The organism is Paenibacillus sacheonensis (assembly GCF_009909195.1).
In the GTDB taxonomy this organism is placed as follows: domain Bacteria; phylum Bacillota; class Bacilli; order Paenibacillales; family Paenibacillaceae; genus Paenibacillus_Z; species Paenibacillus_Z sacheonensis.
In genome coordinates this window covers 1-17,013 of the sequence record NZ_JAAAMU010000029.1, presented here as the reverse complement: position 1 = coordinate 17,013, position 17,013 = coordinate 1, and the positions used below count along the sequence as shown (strand labels likewise).

The following is a 17,013-nucleotide window of genomic DNA, read 5'->3' as shown; positions in this document are numbered from 1 at the left end:
GGCTACTTGCCAATACGCTGCCGCAATACTTCATACATCAGCACGCCGGCAGCGACGGACGCGTTCAATGAATTCAATTGCCCGTGCATGGGGAGCTTGATGAGAAAATCGCATTTCTCGCGAATCAGTCTTCCGATCCCCTTCGCCTCGTTGCCAATGACGATCGCCAGCGGCATGTCGAACTTCATGCCGGATGCGAATACATCTCGCTCCGCGCCGACATCGGCGCCCGCTACCCAAACGCCCGCTTCCTTGAGCTTGTCGATCGTTTGGGCCATATTCGTAATCCGTGCTACGGGGACATACTCCACCGCGCCTGCGGATGTTTTGGTTACCGTTGCCGTCAGAGAAGCAGACCGGCGTTTCGGAATGATTACGCCATGTACACCAGTGCACTCCGCTGTCCTCAGGATGGATCCCAGATTATGCGGATCCTCGATCTCGTCCAACAGCAAAAAGAACGGGAGCTCACCGCTTTCCTTCGCGCGTGCCAACAATTCGTCGACTTCAAAATATCGATGAGCCGCCGCTTGCGCGACGATCCCTTGGTGAGCCATGCCATCCACCATTTGATCCAGCTTGCGCTTATCTACGATTTGGACGATGATACCCGCTTTCTTGGCTTCCAGCATCATAGGCTGCGCGTTCTTCTGCGCCTGCTCGGCCACCCAAATTTTATTGATCTCACGTCCGGAGCGCAGTGCTTCCATAACCGGATGCTTGCCTGCTATCCATTCCTGTGAGGACTCTTCTTCATGTTCGCTCATTATGATTCTCCTTCGTTTATGCCGGCCTCGACCGGCGTGTCATCCATTTCGCCGAAAGCGATGGCCATCAGCTCTCGCAGTCGACCGACCTGCTTCCCATAATATAAGTAACCGACGAGGCATTCCAGCGACGTCGCTTGTTTGTAATGCGCAGGATCTGCGTTTTTGGGCATCGTGCCCGACTTCGCGTTGCGTCCCCGCCGCACGACGTCCGCTTCCGCTTCACTCAGATGCGGACGCCATTTCTCGAGAATGAGAAACTGTGCTTTGGCCGATACGAATTGTGTCGCTTGTTTATGCAAGTGGTTCGGCTTATGGTTAGGCAGCGAAATCAAATACTGGCGCACGAGCACTTCATAGACGGCATCCCCGATATAAGCAAGTACGATGGGATTCATGAGATTGATCGGTTTGGTCGGCTCATGAAACCACAGATTCAGTTCGTCGGATCGGCCGCCCTTCACTTGCGTCTCCATCGAATACCCTGCGGCGTATCTTCCAGGACGATCCCTTTCTCGGCGAGCAGGTCCCGGATCTCGTCAGCCCGCTTCCAATTCTTGCTGCTTCTGGCTTCCGTACGTTCTACGATGAGCGCGTCGATCTCCTCATCCAACAGCGCTTCGTCGGCTGCCAGCAACCCGAGCACGCGGTCAAACATTTCAAATGCCGCAAGCAGGAGCTGCAGCGCCTCCGGGGATACCACTGGCCGCTGCAAATGCAGGTTCGCCTCGCTGACCAGTTCGAATACGGCGGTAATCGCATCCGGGGTATTGAAGTCGTCGTCCATTTTGGCATTGAATTGCGCTTTAATGTCTTCGATGCGTGCCTTCAGCGGGGCCAGTTCCTCTCCAGGCTCACTGACCGCGGCTTCCAGGCGATGTTTGATATTCGCGACGGAATTGGCGATGCGCTCGATGCTGTTCTCCGCCTGCGCGATCGTTTCGTCGCTGAAGTTCAGCGGGCTCCGGTAGTGAGCCGAAAGCATGAAGTACCGGATAACCGCCGGCTTGATGCGCGTCAGCATGTCCTGAACCGTGATTCCGTTGCCGAGGGATTTGGACATTTTCTCGTTGTTGATATTAATATACCCGTTGTGCATCCAATATGTAGCGAGCGGTTTGCCCGTTACCGATTCCGATTGCGCAATTTCGCACTCGTGATGAGGGAACTGAAGGTCATGCCCGCCGCCATGGATGTCGAGCGTCTCACCCAAATACTTGCGCGCCATTGCCGAGCATTCGATATGCCAGCCCGGACGCCCCGGTCCCCATGGACTCGCCCAGTTGATCTCTCCGGGCTTCGCCGCCTTCCACAACACGAAGTCCTGACCGTTCTCCTTACGCTCGTCGACGCCGATCCGAATACCTAGCTGCAGCTCCTCCAAGTTCTGATGGGAGAGCTTGCCGTAGTCAGGGAACATGCCCGTTCGGAAAAACACATCGCCGCCGTTCTCGTAGGCGTGGCCATTCGCAACCAGTTCTTCGATAAACGCGATGATCTCCGGAATATTCTCCGTCACGCGCGGATTCATCGTCGCTTTATGAATGCCCAGCCCTTCGATATTCTCGTTGAAAGCGGCAATGAACCGTTCAGCCACTTCCGGAACCGTCGTTCCCAGCTGTTCCGCTTTACGGATCAATTTGTCATCGACGTCGGTAAAGTTCACCACGTAGCGAACATCGTAGTCGAGCGATTCCAGGTAACGGCGCACGACATCGAAGAAAATCGCCGGACGCGCATTGCCGATATGAATATAGTCATAGACCGTCGGTCCGCAAACGTACATGTTTACTTTACCCGGTACAAGGGGCTTGAAATCTTCCTTCTCGCGCGTCAATGTATTATAAATTCGTAAGGTCATAGTCTTGGTTCTCCTCCAGCTACAGGCTGTTTATTTCTTTCCTTCGCCAACTCTTTCTCTTGCTCCAGCTCCGCCCGCAGATCCGATACTTCCTTCTGCATGGCCCGCAGCATTTCAATGACGGGATCGGGAAGCTGGGCATGATTGAGCCGATCGTTTACCCGTGCGCCATTACGCTTGACGATCCGACCCGGTATGCCGACCACTGTACTATTGGCAGGGACCTCGCGCAGCACGACGGAATTCGCGCCGATATTCACATTGTCTCCAACGGTGAAGGACCCTAGAACTTTCGCTCCCGAAGCAATGACGACGTTATTGCCGATCGTCGGATGCCGCTTGCCCTTCTCTTTGCCCGTGCCGCCCAGCGTAACGCCTTGATAAATGATGACATTGTCGCCGATTTCACACGTTTCCCCGATGACGATGCCCATTCCGTGGTCGATGAACAACCGATTTCCGATACGCGCGCCGGGATGAATTTCGATACCCGTGAAAAACCGGCTCAATTGCGAGATCATTCTGGCGAGCGTAAACCATTTGCGCTTGAATAATCGATGTGCGATCCGATGCGCCCAGATGGCATGAAGCCCCGAGTACGTGAACACGATCTCGAACATATTGCGCGCAGCGGGATCATTCTCGAGTACGGCCTGGATGTCGGATTTCATATTGCGCAGCATGGTCAAGTCCCCCTCTCTACAAACCAAGGTGAAGCGGCTCACCGCCGCCAACAGCGGCGCGGCAAGTTTTCATTCTGCCTGTGCCTAAACGGCCCCTCTTCGCACTGGACAGGCAAACAAAAAGCCCCCGCAGCCCATAAAAGGCTGCAGAGGCGTATTTTCAACGCGGTTCCACTCTGCTTCGCAGCGCATGCTTTCGCAGCGTACGATCTCATTCGTCCGTAACGAGGACGCGTTCGTCATCGCCCACCCTGCGCACGGCAGTTCGGAGATGCGGCTCCCAGGCGCAATGTCTATCTCCGGAAAGCGGCGACTTCCACCCGATCGAACGAACTCCCTCGTGCGGCTCCGTTCGAAAGGTCGCCATCTCTGTCATTTCCGATTGAAATAAACGATCCTGTTCTATGCCTTATAATTGTAGTCGAACTCATCGACGGTACGATTGGTACGGATTGAGTTAGTTCAAGTATAGCCCACAGTCCTAGAACTGACAAGTGGCCTGCCGCCCGTTCTGACGGATGAAGCCGGCTATCCCAAACGAGCCGACAGCCGTTCCTGCACCTTAACTTGGCCGAGCAAGACGATGGTCGCGTTGAGATCGGGACCGTGCGTCTGCCCTGTCAATGCGGCGCGAATCGGCATGAACAGCTGTTTGCCTTTGAAACCCGTGGCTTGCTGAACCGACTTGATCGCTGCTTTAATCCCATCAACCGTGAGATCTTCCATCGCTTTGACCTGCTCCAGAAAAGCCGCCAGCACTGCCGGGACCTGCTCTTCGGCAAGTACCGCAGCCGCTTCTTCTTCGTCCGCGGGCTCCGGGAGAAAGAACAGCTCCGTAAGCGGCACGATTTCCGAGGCGGAGCGAAGTTTGTCCTGATACAAAGCAACGAGATCGCTTACCCAGCCGTACTGACTATCGGACAATACGCCGGTCACGCGTCCCGCCGCTTCCAGATGCGGCAGACAGAGATCGACGACGCGGGAGATCTCCGTTTTCTTCATATATTCATTGTTCATCCAAGCCAGCTTGTTCGTATCGAATACGGCAGGGCTCCTGCTGAGGCGATTGGCCGTGAACGCACCGATCAATTCGTCGCGCGTGAAAATCTCCTGTTCGCCCTCGGGCGACCACCCGAGCAGCGCAATGAAATTGAACATCGCTTCGGGCAGATAACCCAGCTTGTCGTACTGCTCGATGAATTGAATGATGGATTCGTCGCGCTTGCTGAGCTTCTTGCGGTTCTCGTTCACGATCAGCGTCATATGGCCGAACACCGGCGGCTCCCAGCCAAACGCTTCGTAAATCATCAGCTGGCGCGGCGTATTGGAGATATGGTCTTCTCCGCGAAGCACGTGACTGATTGCCATCAAATGGTCATCCAACGCGACCGCGAAGTTATAGGTCGGGATACCGTCCTTCTTCACGATGACGAAATCGCCGATGCCATCCGACTCGAAGCTGATTTGTCCTTTAACCAAGTCATTGAACACGTATGTCTTGCCTTCCGGAACGCGGAAACGAACGCTCGGAATGCGGCCTTCCGCTTCGAACGCAGCCCGCTCCTCCGCCGTCAGATTGCGGTGCTTGCCGGAATAACGCGGCATTTCACCGCGCGCCGTCTGTTCTTCCCGCTCCTGCTCCAGCTCTTCCTCCGTGCAGTAGCATCGGTAAGCCAGACCGCGGTCCAGCAGCTCCTGCCAATAATCACGGTAAATGTCGAGCCGCTCCGTCTGACGATACGGTCCGTAGCCGCCGCCGATATCGACGCTCTCATCCCATGTGATGCCGAGCCATTTCAAATACGTCAGCTGGCTCTCTTCGCCGCCCGCGACGTTCCGTTTGACGTCGGTATCTTCGATGCGAATGATGAATTTCCCGCCCAAATTGCGGGCGAACAAGTAATTAAATAAGGCCGTTCTGGCGTTCCCGATGTGCAGATGCCCCGTCGGAGACGGCGCATAGCGCACTCTGATTGAATCGGACATGACCTGTCGACTCCTCCCGTCATCTCTTGTATTGCTGAATCATAGCACAACTTTTACGAGGCATACAACAGCCTGGGCGGCAATCCCTTCGCCGCGTCCGGCGAAGCCGAGCTGCTCTGTCGTCGTCGCTTTCACGTTTACCTGAGAGCTCTCTTCCGCCTCGAGGGCACCAGCGATGACATCGACCATTTGAGGAATATACGGCAGCATCTTCGGTCGCTGCGCGATGATCGTCGCATCCACATTGCCGAGCTTATATCCCCGCTCTTTAATAAGTCCCCATATATGCTGGAGCAGCTTCACGCTGTCCGCATCCTTGAAGGCCGGATCGGTATCCGGAAAATGCTTGCCGATATCGCCGAGGCCGAGCGCGCCCAAAACCGCATCGCTGATCGCATGCAGCAGCACGTCCGCGTCGGAATGCCCGAGCAGCCCCCGTTCGTACGGAATCGTCACGCCCCCGATAATACACGGGCGTCCCTCCACCAGTTGATGCACGTCGAATCCCTGTCCCACTCGAATCATACGTCCGTTCCTCTCTCCCGCTCCCGGGTCGCCAGCAGAAACTCCGCATACGGCAAGTCATCCGGTGTCGTTATTTTGATGTTCGTATAGTCTCCTTCGGCAACCGATACCGCGACGCCAAGCCGTTCGACCGCCATGGCATCGTCGGTTCCGACGAATCGGTCGGCCGCGGCCTTCTCCAACCCCTGCACCAGCAAAGAACGGCGAAAAGCCTGCGGCGTTTGAATCGCCCACAAGCTTCGCCGTTCGGGTGTCGCGGTAATGATGCCGTTATCGTTCACTTGCTTAATCGTATCTTTGACGGGCACGGCCAGCACGGCTGCGCCAGTCTCCATCGCTTTCGCCATGCATGCGCGTACCGCCTTGTGCGTCACGAAAGGCCTCACGCCGTCATGCACCATTACCCAATCAGCGACGCCGTCCAGCGCGCGCAGCCCCTGCTGGACGGAATGCTGCCGTTCGCTGCCGCCCGCCGTAACCGACTTGACTTTATGCAGCCCATAATCCGAGACAAGCGCCTCGCAGCGCTCCACATCCTGCGGTCCGACAACGAGGCACATGGCCGCTATCTCGCTCATGGCTTCGAATGTTTGCAAGGTATGTACGAGAATAGGCTTGTCCCGCAGCAGCAAATACTGTTTGCTTTCTACTGTTCCCATCCGCGTACCGCGTCCCGCCGCCACGATGACGACGCCCCATGTTGCCTCTTGATCTGCCATGCTTCAACCGCCCCGCGTCGTATACTTCGATTTTCCGCCAAACCATTGTCGGCAGCGGAGAATCATCCGTGTACTATCATACCGCTTTAGAGCGCTTTTTCCAACAGCTTCGGCTTGGCGAAGATCATCCGACCCGCCGACGTTTGCAGCACGCTCGTCACGAGCACTTCCATCGTCGTGCCGATGTAGTCCCTGCCGCCTTCCACCACGATCATCGTGCCATCGTCCAGATAGGCGACGCCTTGTCCGTGTTCTTTACCGTCCTTAATGACCTGAACGACAATCTCCTCGCCAGGCAGCACTACCGGTTTCACCGCATTCGCGAGATCGTTGATATTCAGCACCGATACGCCCTGCAGCTCGCAAACCTTGTTCAGGTTGAAATCGTTGGTGACGACTTTGCCGTGCAGCGCCTTGGCCAGCTTCACCAGCTTGCTGTCGACTTCGCCTTCTTCCATGTCACCTTCGTAGATCAATACTTTAACGTCCAGCTCTTTCTGGATTTTATTCAGAATATCCAAGCCTCTGCGGCCGCGATTACGCTTCAGCAGATCCGACGAATCCGCGATATGCTGCAGTTCTTCCAGTACGAACTCCGGAATGACGAGCGTTCCTTCGATAAACCCGGTTTTGCAAATATCAGCTATCCGGCCATCTATAATGACGCTCGTATCCAAAATTTTATGCTCTTCATAGCTGCTCTCTTCGTCCTGCTGTACCGACTTCGCGCTGCGTTCCGAGATTGCCGCGATTCCTTCTGCCAGCTCCGCTCGCTTATTCAGGCCGATTCTCATGCCCGCATAGCCCAAGAATACGGTCAGCGCCACCGGAATAACCATCCAAGCGCCTTCAAGCCCGGACATAGCCGGATAAAGTAGTGCCGAGAGCGCCAAGCCGCCCAGTAATCCCGCTCCGCCCGAAAGCAAATCACCAATCGGCATCGCGGAAGCGCGTTCCGTTCCCTGATCGATCCATTTGAGCAGAGGACCCGCAACCATCGATGCAATCGCAAATCCGCATACGGCTCCGATGCCCGCACTCATGTAGTAACTGCCTGAATGCTGCATAATGCCGCTCGTAGACGCCGTGAAGCTTAAGCCGCTGTTTACGGAGCCGAATAGTTGTGCCCCCATAACGCCGCCAAACAATAAGCCAATGCCTTGAATCATTCGTTTCATCATATAAATCCACCTCCATTACAATTATGTTCCAATTATTGTCACGTTAATCGCCTGGAGGACGGGATTCCATTAGAAATTATTAACTTGCGCCAATAGGGGGACAAAACACGCAAATCCGTTTTGAAATGAGGCGCGCCGAGGCTTATAATAAGAGCACAGCAACCCATTCCTGAAATGAGGTGGAACCGATGAATGCACCAACGTTGGAGCAATTCCAGCAGCAAGTATCCGAGTTGCTGCTGCGTCATCGCAGCTTACTGGACGTTCTGTCCAAATACGGGCAATCCGGCGCATCCGTTAACCGCGCCGTGGCCAAATCCGTCACCGAATGCGGGTGCATCGAACTCAATGCCCGCAAGCAGCAATACGAGGATGATTTTAATCTCGAGAAAGCCAAGACCAAGCTGCATCATCACATCAACGGCGAGCTTTGCGAGCATTGCAAGGAAGCCATCCAGAACGAATTGGGCCGCAACCTCTTCTATATGTCGGCCATGGCGAACCTGCTCGACATCAAGCTCGACGATGTCATTGAGCGCGAATCCGACAAATGCAGCACGCTTGGACTGTTTAATTTAACTTAACCGCTCGTCGAGGCACGGAGTTGCATCAGCTCCAGAAGGCGCAACGGAAACAACAAAGACCGCCCCGTTCCCTTGGTAAGGGAGCTAGGCGGTCTTTGTTATCCTGCGCGGTTTAAGCGCTATGTTCACCGGGAACCGCTTCTTCTTGAAGCTGATTCTCGAGCCGACGTTTCCGTTTTCTATTCGGGAGACGGCGATCAACGTTTTTTTTTAGGCCGTACAGCGCATAGAGCACAAGCGGCACGAAAATGATTTTGGATAAGTGATGCGGAAATAGAATTCCAAGAGCGACGACAACGACGACGATAATGGGTACTACCCAAATCGCGTTCTTCGGAATGCCCAGCTTCTTAAAGTTCGGGTAACGGATCGTGCTGACCATCAGGCATGAAAGCACCAGCGTGCTTGCCATCAGGACGGATAACGCGATATCTTTGTGGAACAGCGCCAGCGTAGCCAATACGCCGCCTGCTGCCGGTATGGGAAGACCGATAAAGTAACCCGGCATTCCGGAGACGACGTTGAATCTTGCCAGCCGCAGCGCTCCGCAGATCGGGAACAGCGCCGTGATGATCCATGCGGCCGCGGAGTTAAGCTCCTGGAATGCAACGCTGTACATGATAAATGCCGGGGCAACTCCAAAGGAGATGACATCCGACAAGGAATCCAACTCTTTGCCAAACTCGCTCTGCGCGTTAAGCGCCCGCGCGACCCGACCGTCTACGCCATCCATCAGCATGGCGATGATCACCATCATTGCGGCCAGCTCGGGCTTCGCATTGTCGGGAAAAACAAGAATAACGGCAATAATGCCGAGAAACAAATTCGCCACCGTAAAAAGACTCGGTATCGACTTCGTGATCATTTTGCTCCACCTCATCTTTACTATGCCCCAAAACCGCAGCTCGCAGTATTGGAGGGCAAACTTGAGAACGAAACTTCGGTTTGAAGCTCCATGTGCGACAAAGGTGTTAATTGTAAACTGTACCCAGCTTCCGTCTGCATTCCCTCATTGTATGGGATTTAAATTTGTCTGTCAATGAACATCTGCTCTTGGATCCGCTTCAGACCTTCCTTGATCGCACGTGCGCGAACCTCGCCGATACCGTCAACGGAGTCCAATTCCTCGATCGTCGCCATCAGCACATGCGGCAGCGTTCCGAACCGTTCGACCAAATTGGTGATAATCCCTGCAGGCAATCGCGGTATCCGACTGAGCAGTCGATAGCCGCGCGGCGCAACCATTTCCTCCGAGGCTGCACTAATGCCGCTATAGCCAAGCAGCTTAAGAATTTGCGGCAGTTCCAACAGCTCCTCGGACGTCAGCTTGCGGATGTTGGCCCGAATTTCGCGTACGCGCTCCTCGGAGGGATCTCGCACGTAATCCTTCAGCAGGAACCACGATTCCTCCTCCACGCCGCCGACCAACTCATCCATTTGCATGCTGATCAACCGGCCCTCCGTGCCAAGCTCGTTGACATAGCGCTTGATTTCCATTTTGACTCGGATGACCATTTCGACCCGCTTAATGACATGCGCCACTTCCTGGAGCGTAACCATCTCCTCGAATTCCAGCGCGGACAGGTTCGTAAACGATTGACCGAGGACCGACTTGTATTTCTCGAGCGTTTGAATCGCTTGATTCGCTTTCGTGAGAATAACGGCCATTTCTTTCAACGAGTACCGGAACTGCCCCTGGTATAACGTGATGACGTTGCGCCGCTGCGAGATGGATACGACGAGCTTGCCCGTCTGCTTGGCCACCCGTTCCGCCGTGCGATGCCGGATCCCCGTCTCGCTCGACGAAATCGAACTGTCCGGGATGAGCTGCGTATTGGCATATAAGATTCGTTTGCGATCCTCGCTCAAGATGATCGCGCCGTCCATTTTGGCAAGCTCGTATAAATAGTTCGGGGAGAAATCGCAATTGATGGAAAATCCCCCATCCACGACCTCCATGACCTCCGGACTGTAGCCGACGACGATAAGCGCTCCTGTCTTGGCCCGCAGCACGTTGTCCAGCCCTTCGCGAAACGCCATGCCGGGCGCGACCATCTGGAGCAGCTGATTGACCATTTCTGCCTGGTTCGACTCCTTCATGATCTTCCCCCTCTTTATCCGAATGCCTTGGACAGCGCTTCTGCGACCGTCTCAACGCCGATGATTTCAATCCCCGCTGGCGGGGTCCAGCCCTTCATGCTCTTCTTCGGCATGATGACGCGCTTGAAGCCGAGCTTATGTGCTTCCTTCACCCGTTGCTCCGCGCGTGAAACCGCGCGAACCTCGCCCGTTAACCCGATTTCCCCGAAAAACACGTCGTATGGCCTTGTTGGCGCATCCTTAAAGCTTGACGCAATGCTTACCGCGGCAGCCAAATCGACCGCCGGCTCATCCAGCCGTATACCGCCGGCGACGTTCAAGTAGACATCCTGCGTCTGCAGGAACATGCCCATTCGTTTCTCCAGCACCGCGACGATCAAGGTCATCCGGTTGTGGTCGATACCCGTTGCCATTCGCCGCGGCGAGGGGAAATTCGTCGTCGCTACCAGAGCCTGCATCTCGACAAGCACTGGCCTCGTTCCTTCCATGCTGGCCACGACAGTGGAGCCGGATACGCCCATCGGGCGCTCCGACAAGAACAGCTCGGATGGATTATTCACTTCCCGAAGTCCATCCTCCACCATTTCGAAGATGCCGATCTCGTTCGTGGAGCCAAATCGGTTCTTCACCGCTCTCAAAAGCCGGTACGTATGATGGCGTTCCCCTTCGAAGTACAGTACGCAATCCACCATATGCTCCAGCATACGCGGTCCCGCGATGGCGCCTTCTTTGGTGACATGGCCGACAAGCACGGTCGCGATGCCTTTGATTTTGGCGACACGCATGAAGTGCGCCGTACATTCCCTTACTTGGGAGACGCTTCCGGGCGCCGACTGCACCTGGGGATCGTAGACCGTCTGGATCGAGTCGATGACGAGGAAATCGGGATTGACCGATTCGATCGCGTCATTGATCTGCTCCATGTTCGTTTCGCACAGCACGTACAGGGTATCGGACAACGCACCCAGCCGATCGGCGCGCAGCCGCGTCTGACGGACGGATTCCTCACCGGAAATATACAGCACCGTCAGCTTCTTGGAAGCCAGCGCATGCGACGTCTGCAGAAGCAGCGTCGATTTGCCGATTCCAGGATCTCCGCCGACCAGAATGAGCGAGCCCGGAACGACGCCTCCGCCCAATACGCGGTTAAGCTCTTTATTCGTTGTTTCGATCCGCTTTTCCTGACCACTTTCTATATGTATGATCGGTCGCGGCTTTTCTTTCGTCTGAATGAGCGTCGAACCCATACCTTGCGTTTTGACGACCGTTTCTTTCTCTTCCACCATTGTATTCCACTGCCCGCATCCCGGGCATTTGCCCATCCATTTGGGCGATTCATTACCGCATTCCGTGCATGCGAACTTGGTTTTAAGTTTTGCCATGAGCGGCTCCTTATGCAAAAGACGTATCCTTCAAAGTTTACCATTTAAACCGGTGCGATTAAACCTTAAATTCCGTCAAAGCGCCGAATGCCGTCAACGGTTCATACGGATCAGCGAAGAAATCGGTTCAAGCTCGGCATATAAAAATACTCCTCACCCGCTGCTTGGACGCAGGGGATGAGGAGTATGCGATGCAACTTGCTTATTTCGTTGCCGGTTCTTCCGCCGGCGGAGCGCTGTCGACATGCGTAACCGTCAATTCGCCATCCTTCTCGTCGATGACGAGCGTATGCCCTTTGGAGATTTTACCCATGAGCAGATCCTCGGAGAGACGATCCTCGATATGCTTTTGGATCGCTCTGCGCAGCGGACGCGCGCCGTATTGCGGGTCGAAGCCTTCTTTGGCCAGGAACGCTTTCGCGGAATCCGTCAGCGTAAAGTCTACTTCTTGTTCGCGCAGACGCTTGCGAAGCTCCTCGGACATCAGCGTGACGATTTGAGAGATATGCTCCTGCTCCAACGAATGGAACACGATCGTTTCGTCGATCCGGTTCAGGAACTCCGGACGGAAGCTTTTCTTGAGCTCCGCCAGCACTTTTTCTTTCATGATGTTAAAGTCGCGGCCCGCATCCTGCGCGGCGGTGAAGCCGAGCGAGGAATTGCGCTTGATTTGATCGGCGCCGACGTTCGACGTCATAATGATCAGCGTGTTCCGGAAGTCGACGACCCGACCTTTGGAATCGGTCAACCGGCCGTCCTCAAGCACTTGAAGCAGGATGTTGAACACTTCCGGATGGGCCTTCTCGATTTCGTCGAGCAGCACGACCGAGTACGGTTTGCGGCGGACTTTCTCCGTCAACTGACCGCCCTCTTCGTAGCCGACATAGCCTGGAGGCGCGCCGACGAGTCTCGACGTGGAGTGTTTCTCCATGTACTCCGACATGTCGATGCGAATGACCGCGTTCTCGTCGCCGAACATCGCTTCCGCTAGTGCACGGGCAAGCTCCGTTTTACCGACCCCGGTAGGGCCGAGGAAAATAAACGAGCCCATCGGACGTTTCGGATCCTTCAAGCCTGCACGCGCTCTGCGGATCGCGCGGGATACCGATTTGACGGCTTCGCTTTGACCGATGACGCGGTCATGAAGGATTTCTTCCATTTTCAACAGACGCTGCGTTTCTTCTTCGGCAAGCTTGGATACCGGAATGCCGGTCCAGCTCGCTACGATTTGCGCAATGTCGTCAGGCGTTACCTCTGAGTCGGTACGGCCTTGTTTTTCTTTCCATTGGTTCTTCGTCACGTCGAGCTCTTCGCGGATCTTCTGTTCCGTATCGCGAAGCGCAGCCGCTTTCTCGAACTCTTGGCTTTGAACGGCGGAGTCCTTCTCCTTGCGGATATCCTCCAAACGGTTCTCCAGCTGTTTAAGATTAGGCGGTACCGTGTACGATTTCAAGCGTACTTTGGAGCTCGCCTCATCGATCAGGTCGATCGCTTTATCCGGGAGGAAGCGGTCCGTAATATACCGATCCGACAGCTTAACGGCTTGCTCGATGGCTTCGTCCGTGATTTTCACCCGGTGATGCGCTTCATAGCGGTCGCGAAGGCCGTGCAGGATTTGAATGGCTTCTTCCGGCGACGGCTGGTCGACCGTAATCGGCTGGAAGCGGCGCTCCAAAGCGGCGTCCTTCTCGATATATTTACGATATTCGTCCAGCGTCGTGGCGCCGATGCACTGCAGCTCGCCGCGGGCAAGCGCGGGCTTCAGAATGTTCGACGCATCGATCGCGCCTTCTGCGCCGCCTGCTCCGATCAGCGTATGAAGCTCATCGATGAACAACACGATATTTCCGGCTTGGCGAATTTCGTCCATGATTTTTTTCAAGCGATCCTCGAACTCGCCGCGATACTTCGTTCCAGCTACGACCGAGCCCATATCGAGCGTCATGACGCGTTTGTCGCGAAGCGTCTCCGGAATTTCGCCGGCGATGATTTTTTGAGCCAGGCCTTCGGCGATGGCCGTTTTACCGACCCCGGGCTCGCCGATAAGGACCGGATTGTTCTTGGTTCTGCGGCTAAGCACTTGAATAACGCGCTCGATTTCCTTGCTCCGGCCGATAACCGGATCCAGGTTGCCGTCTTTGGCATACGACGTTAAGTCGCGGGCTAGGCCATCCAGCGTCGGCGTGCTGACATTGGCAGGCGCACCGTGACTGCTGGATACGGCTTCGCTGCTACCGAGCAGCTGCAGCACTTGCTGACGCGCCTTATTCAGGCTGATGCCGAGATTATTGAGTACGCGTGCCGCAACGCCTTCGCCTTCGCGAATCAGACCGAGCAAAATATGCTCCGTGCCGACATACGTATGACCCAGCTTGCGCGCTTCGTCCATCGAGAGCTCGATGACCTTCTTCGCGCGCGGCGTGTACGCGATGTTAGTTGGTTGTTCCTGACCGCGTCCAATGAGCGACTCCACTTCGTCCTGAATCTTCTCCAAGCTAAGGCCAAGGCCGATCAAGGCTTTGGCTGCGATGCCTTCCCCTTCTCGGTTCAGGCCGAGCAAAATGTGCTCCGTACCGATATTATTGTGACCGAGACGAACCGCTTCTTCCTGCGCTAATGCGAGCACCTTCTGTGCCCGTTCGGTAAATCGTCCAAACATCATGTTCACACACCCCCATGATCAGATTCGCTGTGCTGCAACTGCTTACGTATAAGTTCCGCACGCCGGATATCCCGCTGTTCGGGCGACATTTTTTCGTTGAACACCTGCTGGAGAAAACCCGGCTGCGTTAATACCATCATTTCGTTCATGACCTGGGGCGATACGTCTCCAATGAGCCCGAGATCGATCCCCAATCGAACATCGGACAGGCGCTGAGCAGCCTCCTTGGAGTCCATGATCATCGCATGCGACAGAATCCCGTAAGATCGTTGTACGCGGTCCTCTAGCCGCACTTTGGAATCTTCGAGAAGACGCTGCCTTGCGGCTCGTTCATGCTCGATGATTTGGCGGGCTACGTTATGCAGATTCTCGATGATCTCGCCTTCGGACTGTCCAAGCGTAATTTGATTCGATATCTGAAACAAATTTCCGGTCGCCTCGCTGCCTTCCCCGTAAATCCCCCGCACCGCCAGCCCCACTTGCGTAATGGCCGACAAGATACGATTGATTTGCTGAGTAAGCACCAAACCCGGCAAATGCATCATCACCGATGAGCGGATACCCGTACCGACATTCGTCGGACAACTAGTCAAATAGCCTCTGCGTTCATCGAATGCATAATCGGTTTCTTCTTCGAAAATATCGTCAATGCGGCTAGCAAGCCCCCAGGCCTCCTTGATTTGAAAACCGGGATAAAGGCATTGAATCCGCAAATGATCCTCTTCATTCACCATAATGCTGACGGCTTCGTTCCCGCTTAGCATAACCGCTCCGCTGCGCGACTCATTGGCCAAGTTCGGACTGATGAGATGCTTCTCAACGAGTACTCTGCGTTCAAGTTCGCTAAGCTGCGACAATGCAATCGTCTCGAACGGACCATAGTCCTCCAGCTTCCCGGTGTCGGCGACGGCCGTAAGCTGCTTCATCACGTCTTGCGCCTGCTGATTCGTGGCCAGCATCGGAAACGGATGTCCCGTTAAATTGCGAGCGATGCGAATTCGGCTGCTGATTACGACATCGGCTTCAGGGCCATTGCCTTTCATCCAATCACTCAGCGCTTCCTCGACATAAGACCGCTTCGACACTCTGAATCACCTTCCTAACCGTGCTTTTCCTCGGCCTCGGCTACATTGCGTTCAAGCTCGCGAATCCGGTCTCTAATTTGGGCCGCATTCTCGAAATCCTCCTGCTCGATCCTCGTCTGCAAATCAAGTCTCAACGCTTCGATCTCACGCCTTAGCTGAATTTGCTCGCCGGCACGCTTCGGTACCTTACCGACATGCGACGTGCTGCCATGTACTCTCTTCAGAATCGGGTCCAACTTGTTTCCGAATTGCACGTAGCAATTACTGCAACCGAAGCGGCCCATCTTGCTGAATTGCGTATACGTCAGTCCGCAGTTCTCGCAGCGTATTTGTTGCTGCGGCTTCGCGCCTATGGCGTTCATCGCGCTTGCCTGTTCAAAATCCAGCAAGCCCGACAAGAGACTGTGAATGGAGAAACCGTTCGCGGTGCCGGGAATGCCTTCTCCCCGTTCACGTGCGCAAGCTTCGCAAATATGAAACTCCGTCTTTTCCCCGTTCACGATCTTCGTAAAATGAAGCGTAGCCGGCTTCTTCTCGCATTCCTGACAAAGCATTCCGCACTATCCCTCCTCTTGCAAGGCTGCGCAGCCTACTTCATGAGCAGCGTAACAAGCATTGCCCGAAGCAGCCGTGCACGAATTTCGTCGCGCAGCGGGAGCTTCACGACCAAGGAATCGCGGGAAACCGCCGCCCGAAGTAAATTTGCTTCCCTTCGGGAAATCAGTTTCCCTTCCTCCAGTTGATAAATAACCCCTTCCGCCGTATCCTGGTCCACTTGCTCGCCAATGGTTTGAACGAGATGTTCCTGAAGGGCGGACAGCGTCGGCAGTTCCACGCGTTGAATGCGGATATAACCTCCGCCTCCGCGTTTGCTTTCCACGAAATAGCCTTTCTCCAGTGTGAAGCGGGTACCGATTACGTAATTGATCTGGGAAGGCACGCAAGAGAAGCGATCCGCCAAATCATTACGCTGCAGCTCCACTGCGCCGCCGGGGCTTTCCTTTAGCATATGCTTGAGGTACTGCTCGATGAGATCGGAAATGTTGCGCATTTCGCCAACCTCCCTAAATTGCCCAAACCACTCTTACCATTAAATAATCTTAATCGTCAAAGTTTTTAGTCAAATTGACTTTGACTTTCTTTGACCTTAACTCCATTATACGCAAATTCCAAAAAAGGTCAAGCGGCTTGCGGCAAGCGATTTTTATGTTTCCCTTACCTTACTAGCTTGGGCGGATCCCGCCTATTTATACGCGGATGAGGCCGTATTCACAACATTCCGGTCAGACCTATGCATACCACTATATGATTAACCGCCTGAAAAAGATTTATAAACAACAAAAAACCGACTGCAAGTTGCAGTCGGTTCATCGTGCTTGGCAACGTCCTACTCTCCCAGGACCCTGCGGTCCAAGTACCATCGGCGCTGGAGGGCTTAACGGTCGTGTTCGGGATGGGTACGCGTGGTTCCCCTCCGC

General features: G+C 54.8%; 16 protein-coding genes and 1 rRNA gene. 1 reads left to right on the top strand and 16 read right to left on the bottom strand.

What is annotated here, in order from left to right; translation table 11 throughout:
- Positions 1-2: 2 nt before the first annotated feature.
- The 8 genes from rlmB to GT003_RS30115 all read right to left on the bottom strand — a co-directional run bounded on the left by rlmB (position 3) and on the right by GT003_RS30115 (position 7,722).
- Entirely contained in the window at positions 3-767 is a 765-nt protein-coding gene (gene rlmB, locus GT003_RS30150; protein WP_161705049.1) for a 23S rRNA (guanosine(2251)-2'-O)-methyltransferase RlmB, read from the bottom strand.
- Positions 767-1,243 carry a Mini-ribonuclease 3 gene (locus tag GT003_RS30145; protein WP_161705047.1) on the bottom strand — a complete coding sequence of 159 codons (477 nt, stop codon included), beginning with the start codon at positions 1,241-1,243 and terminating at the stop codon, positions 767-769. The genes rlmB and GT003_RS30145 overlap by 1 nt, the downstream gene beginning before the upstream one ends.
- Positions 1,228-2,628 (bottom strand): cysteine--tRNA ligase, encoded by a 1,401-nt coding sequence (gene cysS / locus GT003_RS30140; protein ID WP_161705045.1) that lies wholly within the window; start codon positions 2,626-2,628, stop codon positions 1,228-1,230. The genes GT003_RS30145 and cysS overlap by 16 nt, the downstream gene beginning before the upstream one ends.
- Positions 2,625-3,311, bottom strand: coding sequence for a serine O-acetyltransferase (cysE, locus tag GT003_RS30135; protein WP_161705043.1), 687 nt, complete (start codon positions 3,309-3,311; stop codon positions 2,625-2,627). The genes cysS and cysE overlap by 4 nt, the downstream gene beginning before the upstream one ends.
- Before the next feature lie 528 nt (positions 3,312-3,839).
- On the bottom strand, positions 3,840-5,297 hold the full coding sequence (gltX, locus tag GT003_RS30130) for a glutamate--tRNA ligase (RefSeq protein WP_161705041.1): 1,458 nt from the start codon (positions 5,295-5,297) through the stop codon (positions 3,840-3,842).
- 39 nt (positions 5,298-5,336) lie between these two features.
- Positions 5,337-5,822, bottom strand: coding sequence for a 2-C-methyl-D-erythritol 2,4-cyclodiphosphate synthase (gene ispF / locus GT003_RS30125; protein ID WP_161705039.1), 486 nt, complete (start codon positions 5,820-5,822; stop codon positions 5,337-5,339).
- A complete protein-coding gene (gene ispD, locus GT003_RS30120) occupies positions 5,819-6,541 on the bottom strand; it encodes a 2-C-methyl-D-erythritol 4-phosphate cytidylyltransferase (protein ID WP_161705037.1) in 723 nt (240 codons plus the stop codon). The genes ispF and ispD overlap by 4 nt, the downstream gene beginning before the upstream one ends.
- An 86-nt stretch (positions 6,542-6,627) precedes the next feature.
- Entirely contained in the window at positions 6,628-7,722 is a 1,095-nt protein-coding gene (locus GT003_RS30115) for a PIN/TRAM domain-containing protein (protein WP_161705035.1), read from the bottom strand.
- Between the two features lie 188 nt (positions 7,723-7,910).
- Between GT003_RS30115 and GT003_RS30110 the strand changes: the two genes are divergently transcribed.
- On the top strand, positions 7,911-8,306 hold the full coding sequence (locus GT003_RS30110; RefSeq protein ID WP_161705033.1) for a nucleoside triphosphate pyrophosphohydrolase family protein: 396 nt from the start codon (positions 7,911-7,913) through the stop codon (positions 8,304-8,306).
- Positions 8,307-8,418: 112 nt separating this feature from the next.
- On the opposite strand, the gene pssA is transcribed toward GT003_RS30110, so the two are convergent.
- The 8 genes from pssA to rrf form a co-directional block, all read right to left on the bottom strand.
- Positions 8,419-9,171, bottom strand: coding sequence for a CDP-diacylglycerol--serine O-phosphatidyltransferase (gene pssA, locus GT003_RS30105; protein ID WP_161705031.1), 753 nt, complete (start codon positions 9,169-9,171; stop codon positions 8,419-8,421).
- Positions 9,172-9,329: 158 nt separating this feature from the next.
- Entirely contained in the window at positions 9,330-10,406 is a 1,077-nt protein-coding gene (disA, locus tag GT003_RS30100) for a DNA integrity scanning diadenylate cyclase DisA (protein ID WP_161705029.1), read from the bottom strand.
- A gap of 14 nt (positions 10,407-10,420) precedes the next feature.
- A complete protein-coding gene (gene radA / locus GT003_RS30095) occupies positions 10,421-11,788 on the bottom strand; it encodes a DNA repair protein RadA (protein WP_161705027.1) in 1,368 nt (455 codons plus the stop codon).
- 202 nt (positions 11,789-11,990) lie between these two features.
- Positions 11,991-14,450 (bottom strand): ATP-dependent Clp protease ATP-binding subunit, encoded by a 2,460-nt coding sequence (locus GT003_RS30090; protein ID WP_161705025.1) that lies wholly within the window; start codon positions 14,448-14,450, stop codon positions 11,991-11,993.
- A 2-nt stretch (positions 14,451-14,452) separates the two neighbouring features.
- Positions 14,453-15,493 carry a protein-arginine kinase McsB gene (mcsB, locus tag GT003_RS30085; RefSeq protein WP_170312394.1) on the bottom strand — a complete coding sequence of 347 codons (1,041 nt, stop codon included), beginning with the start codon at positions 15,491-15,493 and terminating at the stop codon, positions 14,453-14,455.
- A 56-nt stretch (positions 15,494-15,549) separates the two neighbouring features.
- Complete coding sequence (gene mcsA / locus GT003_RS30080) at positions 15,550-16,089, bottom strand: protein-arginine kinase activator protein McsA (RefSeq protein WP_161705021.1); 540 nt, start codon at positions 16,087-16,089, stop codon at positions 15,550-15,552.
- Between the two features lie 35 nt (positions 16,090-16,124).
- On the bottom strand, positions 16,125-16,586 hold the full coding sequence (locus GT003_RS30075) for a CtsR family transcriptional regulator (protein ID WP_161705019.1): 462 nt from the start codon (positions 16,584-16,586) through the stop codon (positions 16,125-16,127).
- A 323-nt stretch (positions 16,587-16,909) separates the two neighbouring features.
- A 5S ribosomal RNA gene (gene rrf / locus GT003_RS30070) occupies positions 16,910-17,013 on the bottom strand; the annotation flags it as partial.